At 53.0% G+C, this 23022-nt stretch carries 19 protein-coding genes; 17 read left to right on the forward strand and 2 right to left on the reverse strand.

From position 1 onward, the window contains the following. Window positions 1-9 precede the first annotated feature (9 nt). The 4 genes from infB (at window position 10) to rpsO (ending at window position 4470) form a co-directional block, all read left to right on the forward strand. Complete coding sequence (infB, locus tag K0H63_RS05230; RefSeq protein ID WP_220067025.1) at window positions 10-2688, forward strand: translation initiation factor IF-2; 2679 nt, start codon at window positions 10-12, stop codon at window positions 2686-2688. Window positions 2689-2741: 53 nt separating this feature from the next. Beyond that, on the forward strand, window positions 2742-3155 hold the full coding sequence (gene rbfA / locus K0H63_RS05235) for a 30S ribosome-binding factor RbfA (protein WP_220067026.1): 414 nt from the start codon (window positions 2742-2744) through the stop codon (window positions 3153-3155). Beyond that, window positions 3155-4102 (forward strand): tRNA pseudouridine(55) synthase TruB, encoded by a 948-nt coding sequence (gene truB, locus K0H63_RS05240; protein ID WP_220067027.1) that lies wholly within the window; start codon window positions 3155-3157, stop codon window positions 4100-4102. Before rbfA ends, truB begins: the two co-directional genes overlap by 1 nt. A 98-nt stretch (window positions 4103-4200) precedes the next feature. Next, window positions 4201-4470, forward strand: a complete 270-nt coding sequence (gene rpsO, locus K0H63_RS05245) for a 30S ribosomal protein S15 (protein WP_011759080.1) — start codon at window positions 4201-4203, stop codon at window positions 4468-4470. 67 nt (window positions 4471-4537) lie between these two features. On the opposite strand, the gene K0H63_RS05250 is transcribed toward rpsO, so the two are convergent. After that, window positions 4538-6580 carry a putative bifunctional diguanylate cyclase/phosphodiesterase gene (locus tag K0H63_RS05250; RefSeq protein WP_220067028.1) on the reverse strand — a complete coding sequence of 681 codons (2043 nt, stop codon included), beginning with the start codon at window positions 6578-6580 and terminating at the stop codon, window positions 4538-4540. Window positions 6581-6767: 187 nt separating this feature from the next. Here K0H63_RS05250 and pnp point away from each other — a divergent pair, with 187 nt between their 5' ends. The 11 genes from pnp to deoD all read left to right on the forward strand — a co-directional run bounded on the left by pnp (window position 6768) and on the right by deoD (window position 19966). Further along, a complete protein-coding gene (gene pnp, locus K0H63_RS05255) occupies window positions 6768-8867 on the forward strand; it encodes a polyribonucleotide nucleotidyltransferase (protein ID WP_220067029.1) in 2100 nt (699 codons plus the stop codon). 180 nt (window positions 8868-9047) lie between these two features. Continuing rightward, window positions 9048-9953 (forward strand): lipoprotein NlpI, encoded by a 906-nt coding sequence (gene nlpI, locus K0H63_RS05260; RefSeq protein WP_220067030.1) that lies wholly within the window; start codon window positions 9048-9050, stop codon window positions 9951-9953. A gap of 106 nt (window positions 9954-10059) precedes the next feature. Then, window positions 10060-11646: a peptide chain release factor 3 gene (gene prfC / locus K0H63_RS05265; RefSeq protein WP_220067031.1), complete on the forward strand. Its 1587-nt coding sequence runs from the start codon at window positions 10060-10062 to the stop codon at window positions 11644-11646. 61 nt (window positions 11647-11707) lie between these two features. Next, on the forward strand, window positions 11708-11938 hold the full coding sequence (locus tag K0H63_RS20280; RefSeq protein WP_491573774.1) for a DUF5363 family protein: 231 nt from the start codon (window positions 11708-11710) through the stop codon (window positions 11936-11938). A gap of 75 nt (window positions 11939-12013) precedes the next feature. Continuing rightward, the gene (locus K0H63_RS05270) at window positions 12014-12796 is read left to right on the forward strand and encodes a TatD family hydrolase (RefSeq protein ID WP_220067032.1); all 783 of its coding nucleotides are present in this window, start codon (window positions 12014-12016) and stop codon (window positions 12794-12796) included. A gap of 176 nt (window positions 12797-12972) precedes the next feature. Continuing rightward, entirely contained in the window at window positions 12973-14232 is a 1260-nt protein-coding gene (locus K0H63_RS05275) for a NupC/NupG family nucleoside CNT transporter (protein WP_220067033.1), read from the forward strand. A gap of 288 nt (window positions 14233-14520) precedes the next feature. Continuing rightward, window positions 14521-15330, forward strand: coding sequence for a nucleoside-specific channel-forming Tsx family protein (locus tag K0H63_RS05280; protein ID WP_220067034.1), 810 nt, complete (start codon window positions 14521-14523; stop codon window positions 15328-15330). 345 nt (window positions 15331-15675) lie between these two features. Further along, entirely contained in the window at window positions 15676-16449 is a 774-nt protein-coding gene (gene deoC, locus K0H63_RS05285; RefSeq protein WP_220067035.1) for a deoxyribose-phosphate aldolase, read from the forward strand. 147 nt (window positions 16450-16596) lie between these two features. Further along, the gene (gene deoA, locus K0H63_RS05290) at window positions 16597-17928 is read left to right on the forward strand and encodes a thymidine phosphorylase (RefSeq protein WP_220067036.1); all 1332 of its coding nucleotides are present in this window, start codon (window positions 16597-16599) and stop codon (window positions 17926-17928) included. An 11-nt stretch (window positions 17929-17939) separates the two neighbouring features. Next, on the forward strand, window positions 17940-19163 hold the full coding sequence (locus K0H63_RS05295) for a phosphopentomutase (protein ID WP_220067037.1): 1224 nt from the start codon (window positions 17940-17942) through the stop codon (window positions 19161-19163). A gap of 92 nt (window positions 19164-19255) precedes the next feature. Beyond that, complete coding sequence (gene deoD, locus K0H63_RS05300) at window positions 19256-19966, forward strand: purine-nucleoside phosphorylase (protein ID WP_126166104.1); 711 nt, start codon at window positions 19256-19258, stop codon at window positions 19964-19966. A gap of 138 nt (window positions 19967-20104) precedes the next feature. Here deoD and K0H63_RS05305 read toward each other — a convergent pair whose 3' ends face one another. Next, window positions 20105-20920 (reverse strand): AhpA/YtjB family protein, encoded by an 816-nt coding sequence (locus K0H63_RS05305; RefSeq protein ID WP_220067038.1) that lies wholly within the window; start codon window positions 20918-20920, stop codon window positions 20105-20107. A 78-nt stretch (window positions 20921-20998) separates the two neighbouring features. Between K0H63_RS05305 and serB the strand changes: the two genes are divergently transcribed. Together serB and K0H63_RS05315 are read left to right on the forward strand one after the other, a co-directional pair. Next, window positions 20999-21949, forward strand: a complete 951-nt coding sequence (serB, locus tag K0H63_RS05310; protein WP_220067039.1) for a phosphoserine phosphatase SerB — start codon at window positions 20999-21001, stop codon at window positions 21947-21949. A gap of 92 nt (window positions 21950-22041) precedes the next feature. Continuing rightward, window positions 22042-23019 (forward strand): alpha/beta fold hydrolase, encoded by a 978-nt coding sequence (locus tag K0H63_RS05315; protein ID WP_220067821.1) that lies wholly within the window; start codon window positions 22042-22044, stop codon window positions 23017-23019. Window positions 23020-23022 lie beyond the last annotated feature (3 nt).

Below are 23022 nucleotides of genomic sequence, written 5' to 3' on the forward strand. Positions count from 1 at the left end.
AGGTAACCTATGACGGAAATTACGGTAGAGAAACTAGCCACAGAAGTCGGTAAAACTGTTGATAGACTTATTGAACAGTTTGCCCAGGCCGGTATCAAGAAGGCTAAAGTTGACACTGTGTCTGAATCAGAAAAACAGCAACTGCTGGACTTTTTGAAGAAACAACACGGCGGCGACGCTCAGCCAACCAAAATGACACTGCAGCGTAAGACTGTGTCTACGCTGAGCGTGTCCAGCGGTGGTGGTCAGTCTAAAGACGTGAAAGTGGAAGTGCGTAAGAAGCGTACTTTCGTGAAGCGTGACGGCAACGAAGCAGCCCTGAAGGCCGAAGAAGAGGCCCGTGCTCAGGCTGAAGCCGAAGCCAAGGCAAAAGCTGAAGCAGAAGCCAAAGCGAGAGCAGAAGCCGAAGCCAAGGCAAAAGCCGAAGCCAAGGCAAAAGCCGAAGCTGAAGCCAAGGCAAAAGCCAAGGCCGAAGCGGAAGCCAAAGCCAAAGCAAAAGCTAGCGTCAGTGCTGCCAAAGAACAGCCAAAGCCTGTTGAGTCTGAAGAAGCCAAGGCTGAAGCTGCTCGCCTGAAGGCGCAGCAGGAAGAAGCTGCCAAGAGCAAGGCTACTCAGGAAGAAGCCGCTGCCAAAGAAAAAGCGCGTCTGCTGGCTGAAGAAAACGCCGCTCGTTGGGCTGAAGAAGAGCGACGTCGTATCGAGGCTGAGCGTTATGGCGATCACCATGTGACCACGTCCAAGGTAGCCCGTGCTGCCGAAGACAGTGCCGATCTGGATGATGAAAAACGCGGTCGTCGCAACCGCAACAAGACTCAGACCAAGAGCAAGCGTGGTGGTAAAGACGCTCGCGAAGGTCGTGAGAAGCATATGAAGTACAAGAGCACTCCCGAGTCCATGGCACACGGCTTTAACAAGCCCGTGGCAGCTGTGACCCGTGACGTGCGCATTGGCGAGACTGTGACTGTGGCCGAGCTGGCACAGAAGATGGCAGTTAAAGCCACTGAAATCATCAAAGCCATGATGAAGATGGGATCCATGGTAACCATCAACCAGGTACTGGATCAGGAAACTGCCCAGCTGGTTGCTGAGGAAATGGGCCACAAGGTTGTACTGCTGCGTGAAAACGAGCTGGAGCATCAGGTTCTGGCGGATCGTGACGATGAAGGCACCACCAAGCTTGAGCCTCGCGCTCCTGTGGTAACCATCATGGGTCACGTTGACCATGGTAAGACCTCGCTGCTCGACTACATCCGTCGCACCAAGGTGGCGGCCGGTGAAGCCGGTGGTATTACCCAGCACATCGGTGCCTACCACGTAGAAACCGACAACGGCATGATCACCTTCCTGGATACCCCTGGTCACGCGGCCTTTACCGCAATGCGTGCCCGTGGCGCCAAGGCAACTGACATCGTTATTCTGGTTGTGGCCGCCGACGACGGCGTAATGCCACAGACCATCGAAGCTATCCAGCACGCCAAGGCCGGTAACGTGCCTTTGATTGTGGCTGTGAACAAGATGGACAAGCCAGAAGCCGATATCGATCGTGTGAAGAACGAACTGTCTCAGCATGGCGTAATGTCAGAAGACTGGGGTGGCGAGAACATGTTCTGTTACGTGTCTGCCAAGACTGGTCAGGGCGTTGATGAACTGCTGGAAGCTATCCTGCTTCAGGCCGAAGTTCTGGAACTCAAAGCTGTACGTGATGGTATGGCCGCCGGTGTGGTTATCGAATCTCAGCTCGACAAGGGCCGTGGTCCGGTAGCGACCGTTCTGGTTCAGGAAGGTACGCTGCGTCAGGGCGACATCGTTCTGTGTGGTCTCGAGTACGGTAAAATTCGTGCCATGAAAGATGAAAACGGTCGCCCAATTATGGAAGCCGGTCCATCTATTCCTGTAGAGATCCTTGGTCTGTCAGGTGTGCCTTCTGCCGGTGACGAAGCGACTGTGGTGCGTGACGAGCGTAAAGCCCGTGAAGTGGCCCTGTATCGTCAAGGCAAGTTCCGTGATGTGAAACTGGCGCGTCAGCAGAAGTCCAAGCTCGAGAACATGTTTGCCAACATGACCGAAGGCGAAGTACAGGAACTCAACATCGTCCTCAAGGCCGACGTACAGGGTTCTCTGGAAGCCATCACCGACTCGCTGCGCAAGCTGTCTACCGATGAAGTGAAGGTGAACATCATCGCTTCCGGTGTAGGTGCTCTGACCGAAACCGACGCGACTCTGGCTGCCGCCTCCAACGCCATCATGGTTGGCTTTAACGTACGTGCCGACGCTCAGGCCCGTAAGACCATCGAATCTGAAGCCGTTGATCTGCGCTACTACAGCGTGATCTACGACCTGATTGACGAAGTGAAGTCTGCCATGAGCGGTATGCTGTCACCTGAGTTCAAGCAGCAGATCATTGGTCTGGCCGAAGTGCGTGACGTGTTCAAGTCGCCTAAGCTTGGCGCTATCGCCGGCTGTATGGTGATTGAAGGTATCGTGAAGCGCAGCGCGCCAATCCGCGTACTGCGTGAGAACGTGGTAATCTATGAAGGTGAGCTGGAGTCTCTGCGCCGCTTCAAGGACGACGTGAACGAAGTCCGCAACGGCATGGAGTGTGGTATCGGCGTTAAGAACTACAATGATGTTCGCGTAGGCGATCAAATTGAAGTGTTCGAAACTATCGAAGTCGCACGGACACTCTAACAACCAAAAAAGGGCGGCTCAGGCCGCCCTTGTTGATTTTATGGTAAGTAATCATGGCAAGAGAATTTAGTCGTACCCGCCGCATCGGTCAGCAGCTGCAACAGGAGCTGGCCTTTGTACTGCAGCGGGACATGAAAGATCCTCGCATCGGCATGGTAACCGTCAATGACGTGGATGTATCCCGCGATCTGAGCCACGCCAAAGTGTACGTGACCTTTTTCGAGGAAGATCCTCAGGTTATCGAAGCCAAACTGGCTGCCCTCAATACGGCCGCACCTTATGCCCGAACCCTGGTGGCCGGTCGCATGAAGCTTAGGGTGATGCCTGAGCTGCGCTTTATCTACGATGCGTCTCTGGTTGAAGGTATGCGCATGTCAAACCTGGTGAGTAAGGTCATTCGAGACGATGAGGCCAAGAAAGGTCACAGCGGCGATGAACCCCAGGAAGGACAGCGCGAGGAAGACTGATGGCAAGACGCACCAAAGGGCGCAATATCGACGGTATCGTCCTGCTGGACAAGCCCACAGGCATGAGTTCCAATCATGCCCTGCAGCGGGTCAAGCGCATTTACAATGCGTCCAAAGCCGGCCATACAGGCGCGCTCGATCCTCTGGCGACCGGCATGTTGCCAGTGTGCCTCGGTGAGGCGACCAAGTTTTCCCAGCACCTGCTGGATGCGGATAAGCGTTATCTGGTTACCGCCAAGCTTGGTCAGCGCACTGACACCAGTGATTCCGACGGCGAAGTGGTCAGCGAAAGACCCCTGAACTTCACTCAGGAGCAATTGGATTCAGCCCTGGACAGTTTCCGTGGCGATACCCTGCAGGTACCTTCGATGTTTTCGGCGCTCAAGTATCAGGGCCAGCCCCTGTACAAGTACGCCCGTGAAGGTAAGGAAGTACCACGTGAAGCCAGGCCCATCACAGTATTCGAGCTTAACTTTATCAAGCTTGAAGGCGATGAGCTGACGTTGGATATTCACTGCTCCAAGGGTACCTATATCCGTACCATCATCGACGACCTCGGTGAAAAGCTTGGCTGTGGCGCCCATGTGATTATGCTCAGGCGTACCGCTGTCGCCGGTTATCCTTATGAGCGCATGGTGACCATCGAAGCTCTCGAAGCATTGCTCTCTCAGGCAGAGCAGGAGGGCGTTGAGCCGAGGACCTTGCTCGACCCTCTGTTGCTGCCGATGGATACTGCGGTGGCCGATTTTCCGGAGGTCAATATTCCGGATGCGGTTGCCCCTTATCTGATGAACGGAAACCCGGTGCGCGTTGCAGGTGTGGCCTGCGACAGCCTGATGCGCATTACCCTTGGTGAGGCCCGACGGTTTGTTGGTGTGGGTGCCATCAATGAAGATGGCCTGCTGGCGCCCAAGCGCCTTGTTGTCTTTTACGATGATGAAGCCTAAAGCGGTTGCTACGGCAGTCGAATGTGGCTAAAATATCGCGTCTTCTTGGCTGAGTTAGTGATCGGCTGAGACAATTTACTGATATTTTGGAGATATTCATGTCACTAAGTACTGAAGCTAAAGCAAAAATCCTGGCTGAGTTTGGCCGTGGTGAAAACGACACTGGTTCAACTGAAGTTCAGGTAGCTCTGCTGACTGCTCAGATCAACCACCTGCAGGATCACTTCAAGACTCATATTCACGATCACCACTCACGTCGTGGTCTGCTGCGTATGGTTAGCTCTCGTCGTAAGCTGCTGTCTTACCTGCAGCGTACCGAGAATGAGCGTTACAACGCTCTGATCCAGAAGCTGGGTCTGCGTCGCTAATCCAGCGAAGCAAGAAAAAAGGAGGCATTTGCCTCCTTTTTTCGTTTCTGGAATCGGCTTTTATTGGTTAACCGTGGAGGTTTTGTATTTCAGCCGTTTGTGAGCGGATGTATTTCTCTTCAAACTCTTCCATGGGTAACGGCGGACTGAAGTAAAAGCCCTGACCGATACCGCAACCGGCATTTTTGAGCCACTGCAGCTGCTGCTCATTCTCAATACCTTCCGCGACAATCCGCAGATCCAGCTGTTTCCCCAACATCAGAATGGTCGATGCGATGGCGCTGTCGTTGGGCAGGTCAGTCACGAAACAGCGGTCAATCTTCATGGTGGTAATCGGCAGATGTCGCAGATAAGACAGCGAGGAATAGCCGGTGCCAAAGTCATCTACCGCAATACCAAAACCGGCATTTTTAAGCTGTTCCAGTTTGCTGATGGCCGTTTCTACGTCGCTCATCAATGAAGTTTCGGTGATTTCGACTTCCAATAAATCCGGCGATATCTGATAGCGCAGCGCCATCTGCTTGATATCAGGCACCAGGCTGGCATCGGCAAATTGCTGTGATGCCACATTGACCGCAATGGGAATGGCGAAGTTGTACTGCTTTTGCCAGTGGCGCAGTGTTTTACAGCTTTGCTCCAATACCCAGCGGCCGATGGGAACTATGATGCCGGTTTCTTCTGCGACCGGAATAAAAGACATGGGGCTTATCAGACGGCCATCTTTTTGCCAGCGGATAAGCGCCTCGCAGCCCATGACCTTGCCTGTGGTCAAATCCAGCTTGGGCTGAAAGTGCAGTACGAACTCGTCGTTTTTGAGTGCATCGTGCAAAGACGCTTCGGTGCGTAAACGCACGGCCGCGCGTTCTGTCATTTGCTGCTTAAAGAAGGCCCACTGGTTCGAGCCCGAGGCCTTGGCGCTGTACATGGCGATATCGGCGTGTCGGATAAGGTCTTCGGCGCTGTTGCCATCCTCTGGGTAGAGGGAGATGCCCACAGAGGCTGCGGGATGGATAGAGTGGTCCCCAAGCTGAATGGGATTGTTCAGCTGTACCAATAGTTTATCGACAAAGTCTGCTGCCATATCGGCACAGTGGATTTCATCCGCCAGGATAACGAACTCATCACCACCGAGGCGTGCAACCGTGCCCTTATCGCCCACTACCCGTTCAAGCAGCCGCGCGATACGGGCAAGGAACTGATCGCCCAGTGCATGGCCCAGGGAGTCGTTGACGTTTTTAAAGCGGTCGAGGTCGATAAACAGCAGGGTGAATGAACGCTTGTGAACCCGGGCGCGCTGTATTGTCACAGCTATGGTCTCAAGCAGCAAGGTGCGGTTTGGCAGGCCGGTGAGAGGGTCTCTGGTGGCCATCTTGCGCAGTTTGCTCTGGGTCTGGCCAAATTGCAGCAGGATTTGATTGAGTTTGGTGGTTACCAAGCCCAACTCATCGTCTTTGTGGGCATCGGAAATGGGGAGCAGGTTTTCATCCGGTGACTCTGGCTCAATCTTGTCGATGGCTTCACTTATGCGGGCAATCGGCTGAGTGAGAAAGCGGTGAAACACGATGGACAACACCAGCGTCAGAAACAGCGCCCGCGCCAGGGTCGCCATAAAACCCACTTTTAGCTGGCCGAAGAGGGTATTTGCCAGTTCCTGGGTATCATAAAAAATAGTCAGGCTGCCAATCAGCTGCTGTTGCCTGGAGCCTTCAAAGTAAAAAGGGCGGTACAAAGGACGGGAGATTTCACGTAAATCCCCGAAGAGTTCTTCACTTAAACTATTAAAAAAATTTGAGTAGGTGTTTTTGCCGTTGGTGACCGAGACAAACAGCGAACCATCATCCAGCTCGATAACCGAGGCGCCCACATGCTCGACTTTAAGCACCCCTTCAAGGGTTTGACGGGCGAGGTTATCATCCAGAGCCCACACGGCATTGGCAGCAGGTTGTTCAACCGAATCAAGCAGTTCCTGCTGGCTGGAAGTCAAGGCTTCCCGGGTTGACATTACCATCAGAGCCAGCTCGATGATAAAAATCGCAACAGCAAAAAACAGCGCTGTGAAGACAACGAGGTTGGTTTGTTTCCAGGTAAGTGATTTGAACCGAATCGCCATCAATCAGTTTCCGGGCTAATAGAAGCGTTAGGGCAGGTCCGTTCCGGGACGGATTTCGCCAGTCCGATAAAAGCCACTGTAGTGAAAAGTTAAAGATTTGTCACCAGATTCCACTCTTTAACTATCTACTTGACTTGCAGTATACTTACGCGCGTATTTCAAGGTCATTAATTAAGGAATGGGTCACGTGAATCCTATCGTAAAAAGTTTTGAGTATGGTCAGCATACAGTCACTCTGGAAACAGGCGTAATCGCTCGTCAAGCCGATGGTGCCGTAATGGCAAGCATGGGCGACACAACTGTACTGGTTACCGTTGTGGGCAAGAAGGAAGCAGACCCAGGCCGTGACTTCTTCCCACTTACCGTAAACTACCAGGAAAAAACTTACGCAGCTGGTAAGATCCCAGGTGGCTTCTTTAAGCGTGAAGGCCGTCCATCTGAAGACGAAACTCTGATTGCCCGATTGATCGATCGTCCAATCCGCCCCCTGTTCCCTGATGACTTTACCAACGAAGTACAGGTCATCATCACAGTGGTATCGGTAGACCCTCAGATTGAGCCGGACATTGTTTCTATGATCGGTACTTCTGCTGCCCTGGCGATTTCAGGTATTCCATTCAATGGTCCACTGGGCGCTGCCCGCGTAGGTTATGTGAATGGCGAATACGTGCTGAACCCAGGTGCCGCTGAACTGGCTGGCAGCGAACTGGATCTGGTGGTTGCCGGTACCCAGAGCGCCGTACTGATGGTTGAATCTGAAGCCAAATCTCTGCCAGAAGAAGTGATGCTGGGCGCCGTGGTTTACGGCCACGACCAGCAGCAGGTTGTTATCAATGCCATCAACGAGTTTGCTGCCGAAGCCGGCAAGCCACGTTGGGATTGGACTGCACCTGTTAAGAACGAAACTCTGGTTGCACAAATCAAAGAACTGGCCGAAGAAGGTCTGACAGCCGCTTACCAGATCATGGCCAAGCAAGAGCGTTACGAAGCCGTTGGTGAAGTGAAGAAAGCCACCATCGCCAAGCTGCAGGAAGCCAATCCTGAAGTGAACGTACGTGAAGCCGCCGATCTGCTGGGCAGCCTCGAGAAGAACGTGGTTCGCAGCCGCATTATCGCTGGCATGCCACGTATCGATGGCCGTGAGCCAGACATGATCCGTGCCCTGTCTGTGATGGCCGGTGTACTGCCACGTACCCACGGCAGCGCGCTGTTCACCCGCGGTGAAACCCAGGCGCTGGTAACCTGTACTCTGGGTACCGAGCGTGATGCTCAGAAGATTGACTCCATCATGGGCGAGCGCACCAACCGCTTCATGCTGCACTACAACTTCCCTCCATACTCTGTGGGTGAAACCGGTATGGTTGGCTCGCCAAAGCGCCGCGAAATCGGTCACGGCAAGCTGGCATGGCGTGGTATCAACGCGGTAATGCCGTCTGCCGAAGAGTTCCCATACTCTGTACGTGTGGTATCTGAAATCACCGAGTCCAACGGTTCTTCTTCCATGGCCTCTGTGTGCGGTACCTCTCTGGCGCTGATGGACGCCGGTGTACCTATCAAGACTTCCGTGGCCGGTATTGCCATGGGTCTGGTGAAAGAAGGCGACAACTTCGTAGTTCTGTCTGACATCCTGGGTGACGAAGATCATCTGGGCGACATGGACTTCAAAGTAGCCGGTACCCGTGATGGTGTTACTGCACTGCAGATGGACATCAAAATCGAAGGTATCACCAAAGAAATCATGGAAATCGCTCTGCAGCAGGCTTATGGCGCCCGCGTTCACATCCTGAACGTAATGGACCAGGCCATCGGCAGCGCCCGTCCAGATATCTCTGACTTCGCTCCTCGCATCACCACCATCAAGATCAACCCAGAGAAGATCCGTGATGTTATCGGTAAAGGCGGCGCCGTTATCCGTGCGCTGACCGAAGAAACCGGTACCACCATCGAGCTGGAAGACGACGGTACTGTGAAGATTGCCTCCAACAATGGCGACGCGACCCGCGAAGCTATCCGCCGCATCGAGGAAATCACCTCTGAAGTGGAAGTGGGCCGTCTGTACACTGGTAAGGTTATCCGTATCGTTGACTTCGGTGCCTTTGTGAACATCCTGCCTGGCAAAGATGGTCTGGTACACATCTCGCAAATCAGCGATGAGCGTGTAGCCAACGTATCTGACCACCTGCAACTGAACCAGGAAGTGACCGTGAAGGTAATGGAAGTGGATCGTCAGGGTCGTGTGCGTCTGTCTATCAAAGAAGCTCAGGTTAAAGAACCTGCTGCCGAATAACAGATAGCCATAACGGTTAATAAAAGGAGACCTTTGGGTCTCCTTTTTTATTGAACAGTGAAAACCAGGCCGACAATTTATAATAAATATCAATGGCTGATGGCGGGTGACAGTATGGATTGCTATGATGGAGCGACACAGGGCCCATTAGGGTTTCGCAGGTCGAAAGGTGAGAGTTGGATGGAGCTAAAACTCAGAACATTGTTGGTGTCGGTCCTGATTGGGGCAAGTATGATGTCTGGCGGCTGTGCGTCGACCAGTGGCAACACCTCGCTCAATGATGCAGATGGTCGCTTGGTTGTGGCGCCATTATTGCCGGACTACAAGCATGAAGTCAGCCTGGCACGGCTTAACGAAGTGCTTGCCACCATGGACCTCAACGAAGAGCAATTGGCGCGGGTCTATTACGAGCGCGGTGTGCTTTACGACACCCTGGGGCTGAGATTGATGGCGCGACTCGATTTCCATCAAGCGCTGAAAATCCTGCCCAATATCGCCGATGCTTATAATTTTCTGGGCATTTATTACACCCAGGAAGGCGATTTCGATAACGCTTACGAAGCCTTTGATGCGGTCCTCGAGCTTGAACCCAATTATGACTATGCCTATCTGAACCGTGGTATCGCCCTTTACTACGGTGAGCGCAGCGATTTGGCCGTCAGTGATATGGACATGTTCCTGAGACGCGACCCCTCCGATGGTTATCGGGCGCTTTGGTATTATTTAATCGATACCAAGCTTGACCGGCAGAATGCACTGAAGAATCTGGCCGAGCACAGGCAGTTGCTGAAAGACGACTGGGCGGCCGCCATTGCCGATTTTTATCTGGGTAATGTGAGCAAAAAAGCCCTGTTTGAAAAGGCGAAACTTGGCCTTAATCATCCCCGTGAATACGCCGAACGGCTGTGTGAGGCTTACTTCTATGTTGCCAAGGCGGAAGAGTCGCTGGGCAACAAAGATGCTGCTGCCAACTACTTCCGTTTGGCGCTGGCCACCAACATCTACGACTTTGTTGAGCACAGGTATGCCAGGGTCGAACTGGCCCGTATGGCAGAACAAGCTCAGGCAACAATCGACAAGCCTTAAGCGCTGTCGTTGTACTCAAGGCCAATTTAGGCGAAAATACCCCCCAATTTAGTGCCATTCGAGTCGCCGCCTTCGGGCGGCGACGCTACTTGAAAGAAAGCTATCCATGTCAAATACATTGCTTGCCGAAGTGGCTTCACGCCGCACCTTCGCCATTATTTCTCACCCGGACGCCGGTAAAACCACCATTACCGAAAAGGTGCTGTTGCACGGCCGCGCTATCCAAAGCGCCGGTACTGTAAAGGGGCGGGGCAGCGGTCAGCATGCCAAGTCTGACTGGATGGAGATGGAAAAAGAGCGTGGTATTTCGGTTACCACCTCTGTGATGCAGTTTCCATACAACAGCTGTCTGGTGAACCTGCTCGATACTCCCGGTCACGAAGACTTCTCGGAAGATACCTACCGCACCCTCACGGCGGTGGATTCCTGTTTGATGGTGATTGACGCCGCAAAGGGTGTAGAAGACCGTACCCGTAAGCTGATGGAAGTCACCCGTCTGCGTGATACTCCCATTGTGACCTTTATGAACAAGCTCGACCGTGACATTCGCGATCCCATGGAGCTGCTCGACGAGGTGGAGACAGAGCTTAACATCCTCTGCGCTCCCATCACCTGGCCCATTGGCTGCGGTAAGCTTTTCAAGGGCGTTTATCACCTGCATCGTGATGAAACCATCCTGTATCAGACAGGTCATGGCCATACCATTCAGGAACTGCGCATTGTAAAAGGCCTGGATAATCCTGAGCTGGATGCTGCGGTCGGCAGTGACTTTGCCGAGCAGCTGCGTGAAGAGCTGGAGCTGGTACGCGGCGCCTCCAACGAGTTCGACAAGGAATTGTTTTTGAGTGGTGAGCTGACACCCGTCTATTTCGGTACAGCTCTGGGGAACTTTGGTGTAGACCATATGCTCGATGGCCTGACGCAGTGGGCACCTGCTCCTATGCCACGAGAGACCAGCGAGCGCACCGTGGAAGCGGGTGAAGACAAGTTCTCTGGCTTCGTGTTTAAAATTCAGGCCAATATGGATCCCAAGCACCGTGACCGTATCGCCTTTATGCGTATAGTCTCGGGTAAGTACACCCAGGGCATGAAGATGAAGCACGTGCGCATCGGTAAAACCGTGAACATCTCAGATGCCGTGACCTTTATGGCCGGTGACCGTGAGCGCGCCGAAGAAGCCTTTGCGGGCGATATTATCGGTCTGCATAACCACGGTACCATCCAGATTGGTGATACCTTCACACAGGGTGAGGATCTCAAGTTCACTGGTATTCCCAACTTTGCACCTGAAATGTTCCGCCGTATTCGCCTGAAAGACCCTCTAAAGCAAAAGCAGCTGCTAAAGGGCCTGGTACAGCTTTCAGAAGAAGGTGCTGTGCAGGTGTTCCGCCCGCTGGACACCAACGATCTTATCGTGGGCGCTGTGGGCGTGCTGCAGTTTGAGGTGGTAGTTGCCCGCCTTAAGTCTGAATATAACGTTGAAGCCATCTATGAGGCGGTCAACGTGGCGACGGCACGTTGGGTCTATTGTGAAGATGGGCGTAAACTGGAAGAATTCAAACGTAAGTGTTCCACCAACCTGGCATTGGATGGTGGTGACAACCTCACTTACATTGCCCCCACCATGGTTAACCTGAATCTGTCGATGGAACGTTATCCCGACATTCAGTTTGCCAAGACCCGCGAGCATTAATCGCGGAGCCAAAGGGCGGGGATACCCGCCTTTTTTATTGCCTGTTGTACGGAGGTGAAGCATGTTGTCCTGGATAAAGCTTGGTTGGAAAGCCTACACGGATTGGTGTGACCGCATGGGACTGACACCGGAAAATCGACGCTGCTGTGCCCCCAGGTTGGAAGAGCCCGAACTCGAGTCAAAGTGCTCAAGGCATACCGGGGCAGATCATTCAGGGATGCCCCATGCAACGGTCGCATCTGACGAGCGCCTGACAACAAATTCCCCAGAGAGCGACAAACACAGACAATGAGGCTCGATGGGCTGATTTAGTGCATTTATCCTGAATACAAGCAACTCTTCATCATGAGTATCGGAGGAAAAACCTTTGTCGGCATCCCTGAGGCTCATTGACAGCCATGCACATCTGGATTTTCCTGAGTTTGACCCCGACCGAGACGCAGTGTTTGCGGCCATGGCAAAGGCTAACATCTCGACCTGCATTATTCCCGGCGTTTCTCCTGCCCATTGGGACAGGCAGCTTCAGGTTGCCCACCAATATGCCTGTCCCTATGGGCTGGGTCTGCATCCCTGGTATGTGGACGCCAATTGGCAGAGTGCCATAGATGATTTATCCGAACGATTGGACAGCCACCGCAGTGATAAGAAGTTGGTTGCTGTGGGGGAATGTGGTCTGGATAGGATCCGGGATGGGAACTGGCACTGGCAGCAGCAGGCGTTAGAAGCCCAGTTGTTGCTTGCCGGCAAACATCAATTGCCGGTTATTCTTCACAGTGTTAAATCCCACGAACCCCTGATTTCCCTGCTTTCCAGTCATTCGTTACCCCGCCGAGGGGTGATACATGGTTTTTATGGCAGCGTTGAAGTAGCCAAGCGCTATATTGAGCTGGGATATCGTTTGGGTATCGGCGGCTTGTTATTGAATGATGATGCGAAAAAGCTGCATAAAGTTATTGAGACATTACCGATAGAAAGTTTCATTTGCGAGACAGATTCGCCTGCAATGGCACCCAAAAGTGCTAGAGGAAGTCGTAATTCCCCCCTCTTAATTGGTCAAATTGTCACCAAAATGGCCCATTTGCAAAAAAAATCCAATGTTCTAATATCAGAACGACTGTTAAGCAATGTGGCGCAACTGTTTGAGCTATAGGTTTTTTCACTTAAACAGGTGTTTGTCGCAATGTTTGTTGTTGCTAAGCAGTTGAAATTTAAGTTCAAAAATTTGATCAAAACGACGATTTTCAGCAAGGGCTAAGGTATAATCTTGCTCGGAAATAGGTTGGTTAACAACATAACTAAAAAGTGTTAACAAAAGGGTGATGGTTAATGAGTATATTAATGAGCTTGGTAGGCGTTGCAGTCCTACTTGGAATAGGTTTCCTCCTTTCCAATAACAAAAAGGCGATCAGTGTACGTGCCGTTGGCGGTGCGCTGGCTATTCAGGCTGCCTTCGGTGGCTTCGTTCTGTATGTACCTTGGGGTAAAGATATCCTTAAGGGTGCTTCAGACTACGTTTCAAAAGTGATCGGATTTGGTCAGCAAGGTATCAACTTCCTGTTCGGTGATCTGGCTCAGTTCAAAGTTGGCTTCATTTTCGCCATCAACGTACTGCCAGTTATCATTTTCTTCTCTTCTCTGATTGCCGTACTGTACTACCTGGGCATCATGCAGTGGGTTATCCGTATCATCGGTGGCGCTCTGCAAAAAGCCCTGGGCACCAGCCGTACCGAGTCTATGTCTGCTACTGCGAACATCTTCGTAGGTCAGACTGAAGCACCTCTGGTAGTGCGTCCATTCATCCCAACCATGACTCAGTCTGAACTGTTCGCCATCATGGTGGGCGGTCTGGCTTCTATCGCGGGTTCTGTTCTGGCTGGTTACGCTTCTATGGGCGTTAAGATTGAGTATCTGGTAGCTGCGTCATTCATGGCTGCTCCAGGTGGTCTGTTGATGGCCAAGCTGATGCACCCAGAAACTGAAAGCGCCAAGAACGAAATGGATGAGCTGCCAGAAGATCCTGACAAGCCAGCCAACGTTCTGGACGCTGCCGCTGCCGGTGCTTCTTCTGGTATGCACCTGGCCCTGAACGTAGGCGCGATGCTGATTGCTTTCGTGGGTCTGATTGCCATGATCAACGGTATCATCGGTGGTGTAGGTGGCTGGTTCGGTGTTGAAGGTCTGACCCTCGAGCTGATCCTCGGTTACATCTTCATGCCACTGGCATTCCTTATCGGTGTTCCATGGAACGAAGCCCTGGTTGCCGGTTCTTTCATCGGTCAGAAGATCGTTGTGAACGAATTCGTAGCCTACCTGAACTTTGCTCCTTACCTGAAGGACATCGCTGACGGCGGTATGCTGGTTGCAGAAACCGGCGCTGCCATGACCGACCGTACCAAAGCGATTATCTCTTTCGCTCTGTGTGGATTCGCTAACCTGTCTTCTATCGCCATTCTGCTGGGTGGTCTGGGTGCCATGGCGCCTAACCGTCGCCACGATCTGGCTAAGCTGGGTATCCGTGCTGTTATCGCCGGCTCTCTGGCTAACCTGATGAGTGCGACTCTCGCAGGTCTGTTCCTGGCGATTTAATCGCGCAGAGGGGCCCTGATTTCGGGGCTCCTGTTAATACAACCATTTTCCAACGAATCGTCTGAAACTTATCCATCACTGAGACAATCGGCGATGGGGCTTAATGTAAACCAATTGTAAAAATGGTTAATTGAGCTAAGGGGTCGTTTCACGACGTTGTTCACAAATAAGAATTTAATGTTCGTGTTTTCTGCCGCCAATATTGTGCTTTCGCACGGGCAAGGTAGAATACACGGGCAAAATAAAAACGCTGCCTCGAGCAGCAAACCTAGATAAATGGGGTTGATGATGAAAAACGTTAAAATGATGGCTGTTGCCGCCGCTACTTTTGCTGCTCTGTCTACCGGTGCTGCTCAAGCTGAACAGTTCTACGGCTTCTCTAACATGTCCGTGAACTACCTGGACTGGACCGCTAAAGCAGAAGATCGTTCTAACAACGGTTACGGTGGCGCCAAAGAAGATTTCGTATACCTCGAAATCGAAGGCGGTGCTGGTTACTCTTGGGGTGACGTATACGGCTTCGTCGATCTGGAAAACCCAGAAAACATCAACAAGAGCGAGCGTGACTTCAGCGGTAACCCAGTTACTGACTCTTTCCGTATCGCTGCCAAAGGTTCTATCGCTGCCAACATCGGTAGCAGCAACTGGAACGTTTACTCTCACCTGTACAGCCTGACTGTTGCCGGCGAAGGTTTCTTCGACCAGAACCTGGTTGTGGGTGTGAGCTACGACGTATTCACTGATTCAGGTTTCTGGATCAAGCCATTCCTGGGCGTACACTACGAGAACCAAACCTTCGCTGGTTCAGGCTTCAACGGCTACATGGCTGGTTGGGTTCTGGGTTACAACTTCGAACTGGGTGGCCAGAAGTTCATGGTTACCAACTGGCACGAAACTGAATTCGCCCGTGAAGACCAGTTCCGTGGCAACGGTACTCAGTACACTCTGAAGTCTACCGGTCAGAACGGTGCAGTATCTCTGTGGTGGAACGCCACTCAAGAGCTGACCTTCGGTCTGCAGTATCGCTATGCTGATCACAAGCTGGGCACTGCTGCTTACCACGATGCGGCTATCTTCACTGCCAAGTACAACTTCTAATTGTACTGTGGAGCCGTGCGTTGCACGGCTCCATGCTTAATGCTTAGGTCTTAATCTTTACTCAAGCATGGTTTTATCCCAAAGAGCATGTTTAAGTAAGGTTTGTGAGCTCTCGCGTTAAAAGGGATTTTTCGCGGAAAGCAGAAACTCGCTGTTTCCCCTTTCCGGTCTTCAAGGATTCAAGTCGTGGTAAACATTATCGACACTGAATACCTGTAGCTATGTCGTCATGACATCTGGCATCGCCTGAAGGCCCGGCCATAATTATTCCAACAACCTGCCACCTCACGGCGTTGCCCAGGACTAGATTTCTGTTTCATTTGAATTACGTCTCGGAGAACAACTATGAGCGATCTTAAAAAAGCAGCCCAGCGTGCCATTGAGTTGATGGACCTCACTACGCTGAACGACGATGATACAGCCGAAAAAGTGATTGAGCTTTGCAAAAAAGCCGTTACTCCAGCCGGTCATACCGCCGCTATCTGCATCTATCCCCGTTTTATTCCCATCGCCCGCAAGACGCTGATTGAACTTGATGCTGAAGATATCCAAATCGCCACTGTGACCAACTTCCCTCACGGTAACGACGATATCGCGATTGCTGTGCTCGAAACCCGTGCGGCCGTGGCTTACGGTGCTGACGAAGTGGACGTGGTATTCCCATACCGCGCCCTGATGGAAGGCGATGAAACCGTGGGTTTCGAGCTGGTTAAAGCCTGTAAAGAAGCCTGTGGTGACGATGTGCTCCTTAAAGTCATCATCGAGTCCGGCGAGCTGAAAGATCCAGCCCTTATCCGTAAGGCCTCTGAAATTTCTATTGATGCAGGTGCTGATTTCATCAAGACCTCCACCGGTAAAGTACCAGTTAACGCCACTCTGGAAGCCGCCGAAATCATGCTGACAGTGATTGCCGAAAAGAACCGTGCTGTAGGCTTCAAGCCTGCCGGTGGTGTGCGTGATGCCGCTGCGGCAGCCGAGTTCCTTGGCACTGCGGCTCGCATCCTCGGTGAAGATTGGGTGACACCACGTACTTTCCGCTTCGGTGCTTCCAGCTTGCTTAGCAGCCTGCTGCACACCCTGGAGCTGGCAGAAGCACCAAAAGGCGCCCAGGGCTACTGAGCCCGGGGTCTGATTTGTGATCCGCGTCGAAACGGTCAGCTTCATCTTTGGCTAATATGAGTCTGTAATATTTTTACAGTTTCGACGTTCCAGAGGACGAATTGTCGGTAGAAACTGAAAGCTACCGACATTCTTGGAGACAGCAGTATGTTTCTGGCACAAGAGATTATTCGCAAAAAGCGCAACGCAGAGGCTCTCAGCAAAGAAGAAATTCAATTCTTTGTGAAAGGGATTACCGACAACAGCGTATCCGAAGGACAGATTGCCGCGCTGGGTATGGCGGTATATTTCAACGACATGACCATGGACGAGCGTATAGCGCTGACCACGGCCATGCGTGATTCAGGTACCGTACTCAACTGGGATAGTCTGGGGTTGAACGGCCCTGTCATCGACAAGCACAGCACAGGCGGTGTCGGCGATGTGATTTCGCTGATGCTTGGCCCCATGGCCGCAGCCTGTGGTGGTTATGTGCCCATGATTTCAGGTCGCGGGCTGGGTCATACCGGTGGCACACTGGATAAGTTTGACGCCATTCCCGGTTACCAAACGGAGCCCTCCAGCGAGCTGTTTCGCAAAGTGGTAAAAGAAGCCGGGGTTGCCATTATCGGCCAAACCGGCGATCTGGTTCCTGCCGACAAGCGTTTCTATTCCATTCGCGACAACACGGCCACTGTCGAGTCTATCTCTCTTATCACTGCATCGATTCTGTCGAAGAAGCTGGCCGCTGGCCTGGATGCGCTGGCGATGGACGTGAAAGTAGGCAGCGGCGCCTTTATGCCTACTTACGAAGCCTCGTTGGAACTGGCGCGCTCTATTACCGCCGTGGCTAACGGTGCCGGCACCAAAACCACTGCGCTGCTCACCGACATGAATCAGGTGCTGGCCTCCTGCGCCGGTAACGCGCTGGAAGTGAAAGAAGCCGTGGATTTCCTGACCGGTAAATACCGTAATCCCCGCCTCTATGAAGTCACCATGGGCCTGTGCGCCGAGATGTTGGTGCTGGGTGGTCTGGCGGCCAATGAAGCCGACGCCCGAGTCAAGCTCAACACAGTGCTGGATAACGGCCGCGCTGCCGAGATTTTCGGCAAGATGGTGTCTGGCCTGGGTGGTCCTGCAGATTTTGTTGAAAGTTACGATAAGTATCTGCCCAAGGCATCCATAGTACGCCCCGTGTACGCAGAACGTGACGGCTTTGCCTATAGTATGGTGACCCGTGAGCTGGGTCTTGCAGTGGTCACTCTGGGTGGTGGTCGTCGTAAGCCCGGTGATGCGCTGGATTACAGTGTGGGCTTGTCCAACGTGTGTGCCCTTGGCCAGTCGATAAACAAAGACACGCCGCTTGCCGTAATCCATGCGCAGTCTGAGGCCGCTTTCGAAGAAGCCGCCAAGGCCGTTCGTGGGGCTATCACGGTCAGCGATAAGCAACCTGAAAAAACACCTGAGATCTATCAGTACGTCCGTGCTGAAGATCTGTAAGGGGAAGAGTTATGAAACGTACCATTATTTTGATGCTGGACTCCTTCGGCATAGGTGCTGCAGATGATGCAGACAAGTTCGGCGACGTAGGTTCAGACACCTTTGGTCATATCGCACAAATGTGCGCCGATGGTAAAGCCAACAACGGCCGTGAAGGTGAACTCAAGCTGCCAAACTTAAGCCGTCTGGGTCTGGCCCATGCGGCCAAAGAAGCGACCGGTGCATTTGCCCCAGGCTTTGGTGGCAACGTCGATATCATCGGCGCTTACGGTCACTGTCAGGAGCTGAGCTCAGGTAAAGACACCCCCAGTGGGCACTGGGAAATGGCTGGTGTGCCTGTGCTGTTTGAGTGGGGTTACTTCAGCGAGCATCAAAACTCATTCCCAAAAGAGCTCACCGATAAAATTCTTGAGCGTGCGGGCTTAACCGAGTTCCTGGGTAACTGCCACGCCTCTGGCACCACCATTTTGGAAGAGCTTGGCGAAGAGCACATGAAAACCGGCAAGCCGATTTTCTACACCTCTGCCGACAGCGTATTCCAGATTGCCTGCCACGAAGAAACCTTCGGGCTTGAGAACCTCTATCGCCTGTGTGAAATCGCCCGGGAAGAGCTGGAGCCTTACAACATCGGCCGTGTGATTGCCCGTCCATTTGTAGGCACAGGTCCAAGCGACTTTGCCCGCACCGGCAACCGTCGCGACTACGCGGTTGAGCCGCCATCAAAAACCGTGCTGGATAAGCTCAAAGAAGCCGGTGGTGAAGTGGTGAGTGTGGGTAAGATTTCCGATATTTACGCCCACTGCGGTATCACCAAAAAGGTGAAGGCATCAGGGCTTGAAGATTTGTTCGATGCCACGCTTGATCAAATCAAACAGGCGGGTGACAACACTATAGTGTTCACCAACTTTGTGGATTTTGACTCCCACTACGGCCATCGCCGCGACGTATCCGGTTATGCCAAGGCACTGGAATACTTCGATGCCCGTCTGCCAGAGCTGATGGGGCTTCTGGAAGAAGGCGATCTGCTGCTGCTCACCGCCGACCACGGCTGCGACCCTACCTGGCAAGGTACCGACCACACCCGTGAATTCGTGCCTGTGCTGGCTTATGGTGCCGGTCTCAAGGCGGGGTCCCTGGGTAAGCGCGGCAGCTTTGCGGATATAGGTCAGTCTATTGCCAGCTACTTTGGTTTGGCGGCAATGGAATACGGTGAGTCATTCATGCCAGCCCGCTAAGGGTGGCTGAAAAAGTTTCGTTTTGGCGACTTCCTTTGAGTCGCCTATTATCAAAGACTTAAGTCTTAATCAAAAATACAGGGGTTATACAGATGGCTACACCACACATTAATGCTGTAGAAGGTGCATTTGCTGAAACCGTACTTTTCCCGGGCGACCCGCTGCGTGCCAAGTACATTGCCGAAACCTTCCTCGAAAACGTCGAGCAGGTTACCGATGTGCGTAACATGCTGGGCTTCACCGGTACTTATAAAGGCAAGCGCATCTCTGTGATGGGCTCTGGCATGGGTATCCCAAGCTGCTCTATCTACGCCACTGAGCTGGTAAAAGATTACGGCGTGAAGAACCTTATTCGCGTAGGTACCTGTGGTGCCATCAGCACTGACGTTAAGGTTCGTGACGTGATCATCGGTATGGGCGCCTGTACCGATTCTCAGGTTAACCGTCTGCGCTTCAAGGGCCAGGACTTTGCCGCCATCGCCGACTACAGCCTGCTGAGCGCCGTGGTTGAGTCTGCCAAGACTCACGGTATCCAGACCCGCGTTGGTAACGTATTCTCTGCCGACCTTTTCTACACTCCCGATCCTGAAATGTTCGACGTGATGGAAAAGATGGGCGTGCTTGGCGTAGAAATGGAAGCCGCCGGTCTGTACGGTGTAGCCCACGAGTTCGGTGCCCGCGCCCTGTGTGTGGTAACTGTCTCTGATCATATCCGTACCGGTGAGAAGACCACCTCTGATGAGCGTCAGACTACCTTCAACGACATGATCATCATGACCCTGGATGCGGCCATCAACCTCTGATGCTGAATCTGCGACAGGCCTTGGCCTGTCAGGCACGAAAAAGGCTCCCTTGGGAGCCTTTTTGTTAGCGGTGCTTTTTATGCTGTTGCATCTGGCTGGATTGCAGCATCGATATGTGTCCAGCGTGGGCGGCTATTCTCAGCGGCCTTTACCGCGATCATGCTCTTTATCGGCATCGGTATTAATCGCGTTGCGGATTTCTGAATTCATCATCTCAGCTGAGCCTGGGGCCTGAAGCGCTTTATCCGTCTTTGACTCACCTTGCTCCGTTTTTGACTCACCTTGCTCCGGCTGTGTCTCAACCGGGCTCATCACTTCTTCCGGTTTTTCACCCGTCATGGTGGCAAGCAGTCGTTTGGCTTTGAACTTACGCCTGTCAAAGTGGGCACGCTTAAATGACATAGAGCGAGACAACAGCATGCCAATCAAGCCCGCCACCAACAGCATGATTTGCTGCTGCTCCATATTGAGTTTGTGGGCTTCTTCAATCTCGGCCAAAAACAACTTGGGTTCCAGGCGAACCTCAACATAACCCAGGTTTCTGTCTCCCTGCATTACGGGTTCCACATAGGGCGGAAAGGGGGCGAGCAGGTCTTTCAGTTCCTCAGAATCGGGCTCCAGCCATTCGGATGACAAGCTTTGGGCGAAGGAGAGGCGAGTGCCCTGTTCGCCATAGATGGCCGCCGCCATTACCTTGGGGTCCTCCACCAAGGCCGTGGCCAGCCACTGCAACTGCTCATCGTTCTGTAACAGCAACGCCGGTGCAGCGCCATAGGCCGTCTGTTGTACCAACAATCTTGCCATCTTTTCGGTTTGGGACTTCAGAAGCTGCTGGCCTTGTAGTAGGCTTGACTGCCACAGCTGGACAAGCCCCGCCAGCAGCGCCAGTGCAATGGCAATCTGCAGCAGTCGGCTGATTTTCTGGCTTTTCTTTAGTCCTTTAAGATACAACACCTTGACCCTTAAAAATTGACGCTTTGAGCTAATCATAAAGGATAAGGCATCAAGCGGATAGCCGGAGAACTCTCACCCATGGAAAACACCTCTGAGTATGTGCTGCAAACCCGTCTTCACGCTTTGGCGACTTCTCGCCAGGGCAAATTGAGCCTGTATGAAGAAGGGCAAGCGCCACAAGGAGAGCGGGTGAGATTGGTGTGGGAAACCAAAGCCACTGAGGAGCTGATTTTTACTCGCCTTGCAGAGCTTAACTGTGCGGTCGCCCCCTTGGTGAGAAGCAATGCCCTCAAAGGGTTGGAGTTGGTATCCAACGGACAGGACAATCTGCCGAAAGCATTTGATGGCGTAGCCAGCCTGGAAGTTTTTCCCGTCACCGAATCTCTGCCTTCACTGCGTCATCCGGGACTGCTGGTGATGGATATGGACTCTACAGCTATCAAGATTGAGTGCATCGATGAGCTTGCTGCCATGGCGGGTGTTGGTGAAGCCGTCGCCGAAGTTACCGAGCGGGCCATGCAGGGAGAGCTTGATTTCGAGCAGAGCCTGCGTCAACGGGTGGCAAAGTTGGCCGGTGCCGATTCAGGCATTATCGATACCCTGTGCGCCCGCCTGCCGCTGATGGACGGGTTGACCGAGATGCTGGCCGAGCTAAAAGCCCATGGCTGGAAGCTGGTGGTGGCCTCTGGCGGATTCACGCCGTTTGTGGGGCATCTCAAGGCCACGCTTGGGTTGGACGCTGCCTTTGCCAACGAGCTGGTCATTGCCGATGGCAAGCTGGTGGGCGAAGTGACAGGTACCGTGGTCGATGCCAACTTCAAGGCCGATGTAGTCAGTCGACTCGGCGATGAATACGGTATTAAAGACGGTCAACGCCTCGCCATTGGTGATGGTGCCAACGATATTCCCATGGTGCAGCGAGCCGACTTTGGTATCGCTTATCATGCCAAGCCCAAACTGGCTGCAGCTGCCGATGCCCGTATTCAAACCCTGGATTTGAGGGTGCTTCCCTTCTTGCTACAAGCCTGAAATCCCGAAGGTTTGAGTAATTGCTCTTGAGTTTTGTCTGTGCTCTGGTTTAGCCTGATTGAATATAGGCCCAGGCACAGACCTTGATAACCATGACAGCGCTTTCGACCCAAGCTTCTTTCAGCCCCCAGCAAAAAGACACTATTTCCCAGCAATCGTTGTTTTTACCTTACGACGGCGGTCAGTTGCACCTGAGGCATATCAGTCCTGCTTCCCCTTCTACTGCGCGCTCACCCTTGCTGATGCTTCACGGTGCCATGTCCAATGGCCGGGTGTTTTACAGCGACTCTGGGCGGGGACTGGCGAGCTTTTTGGCCCGGCAGGGGTTTGAAGTGTATGTACTGGACACGGCGGGACGGGGCCTGAGTACCCCAAAGCTGTCCAAAGGTATTGACCCGGGGCAGGGCAAGGTTATCCGCGAGCAGTTACCTCTGGTGCAGGCATTCATTCTCGAGCGCCATCCGTTAACGCAGGGTGTACACTGGTGTGGCCACTCCTGGGGCGGAGTTCTGATGGCAAGCAGCCTGGTGAGATACCCGGACATGGCCGCCAGGGTGCGGTCTTTGCTGACCTTTGGCAGCAAAAGAACCATCCGAACCCGCTCGCTTAAAAAATGGTGGATGGTGGACATGTTCTGGAACCGGCTCGCCCCAGCCATCGCCACACAGCGCGGATATTTACCGGCCGATAGCCTGAAACTCGGGATGGATAACGAGAGTATCAGATCCCTCAGCGAGAGCATCGACTGGGTGCGTGGTGACTGGATAGATCATGATGACGGTTTTGACTATGCCAACGCGGCCAGGGCCAATGGCCTGCCACCGGCCTGGTTTATTGCGGGTGCCCGGGATACTGTGCTGGGTAACCCCAGTGATGTGAAAGACATGATGGCAGAATGCTGCGCAGCCGATGCCCGCTATACCTTGCTGTCACGGGAAAGTGGATATCGCCACGACTACGACCACGCAGGCATGCTGACACACCTTGATGCCCCGTCGGATCATTTTATGGAGGTGGCTGACTGGTTGCTTGGCTTTGATGTGACGGCGCTGAAAGACCCGGTTAACTAGGCC

Source organism: Shewanella zhangzhouensis, assembly GCF_019457615.1.
Taxonomy (GTDB): domain Bacteria; phylum Pseudomonadota; class Gammaproteobacteria; order Enterobacterales; family Shewanellaceae; genus Shewanella; species Shewanella zhangzhouensis.

Excerpts from the sequence above, each read along its gene's own strand:
- infB (WP_220067025.1), top strand. The coding sequence starts at position 10 with ATGACGGAAATTACGGTAGAGAAACTAGCCACAGAAGTCGGTAAAACT.
- rbfA (WP_220067026.1), top strand. The coding sequence starts at position 2,742 with ATGGCAAGAGAATTTAGTCGTACCCGCCGCATCGGTCAGCAGCTGCAA.
- truB (WP_220067027.1), top strand. The coding sequence starts at position 3,155 with ATGGCAAGACGCACCAAAGGGCGCAATATCGACGGTATCGTCCTGCTG.
- rpsO (WP_011759080.1), top strand. The coding sequence starts at position 4,201 with ATGTCACTAAGTACTGAAGCTAAAGCAAAAATCCTGGCTGAGTTTGGC.
- K0H63_RS05250 (WP_220067028.1), bottom strand. The coding sequence starts at position 6,580 with ATGGCGATTCGGTTCAAATCACTTACCTGGAAACAAACCAACCTCGTT.
- nlpI (WP_220067030.1), top strand. The coding sequence starts at position 9,048 with ATGGAGCTAAAACTCAGAACATTGTTGGTGTCGGTCCTGATTGGGGCA.
- prfC (WP_220067031.1), top strand. The coding sequence starts at position 10,060 with ATGTCAAATACATTGCTTGCCGAAGTGGCTTCACGCCGCACCTTCGCC.
- K0H63_RS20280 (WP_491573774.1), top strand. The coding sequence starts at position 11,708 with ATGTTGTCCTGGATAAAGCTTGGTTGGAAAGCCTACACGGATTGGTGT.
- K0H63_RS05275 (WP_220067033.1), top strand. The coding sequence starts at position 12,973 with ATGAGTATATTAATGAGCTTGGTAGGCGTTGCAGTCCTACTTGGAATA.
- K0H63_RS05280 (WP_220067034.1), top strand. The coding sequence starts at position 14,521 with ATGAAAAACGTTAAAATGATGGCTGTTGCCGCCGCTACTTTTGCTGCT.
- deoC (WP_220067035.1), top strand. The coding sequence starts at position 15,676 with ATGAGCGATCTTAAAAAAGCAGCCCAGCGTGCCATTGAGTTGATGGAC.
- deoA (WP_220067036.1), top strand. The coding sequence starts at position 16,597 with ATGTTTCTGGCACAAGAGATTATTCGCAAAAAGCGCAACGCAGAGGCT.
- K0H63_RS05295 (WP_220067037.1), top strand. The coding sequence starts at position 17,940 with ATGAAACGTACCATTATTTTGATGCTGGACTCCTTCGGCATAGGTGCT.
- deoD (WP_126166104.1), top strand. The coding sequence starts at position 19,256 with ATGGCTACACCACACATTAATGCTGTAGAAGGTGCATTTGCTGAAACC.
- serB (WP_220067039.1), top strand. The coding sequence starts at position 20,999 with ATGGAAAACACCTCTGAGTATGTGCTGCAAACCCGTCTTCACGCTTTG.
- K0H63_RS05315 (WP_220067821.1), top strand. The coding sequence starts at position 22,042 with ATGACAGCGCTTTCGACCCAAGCTTCTTTCAGCCCCCAGCAAAAAGAC.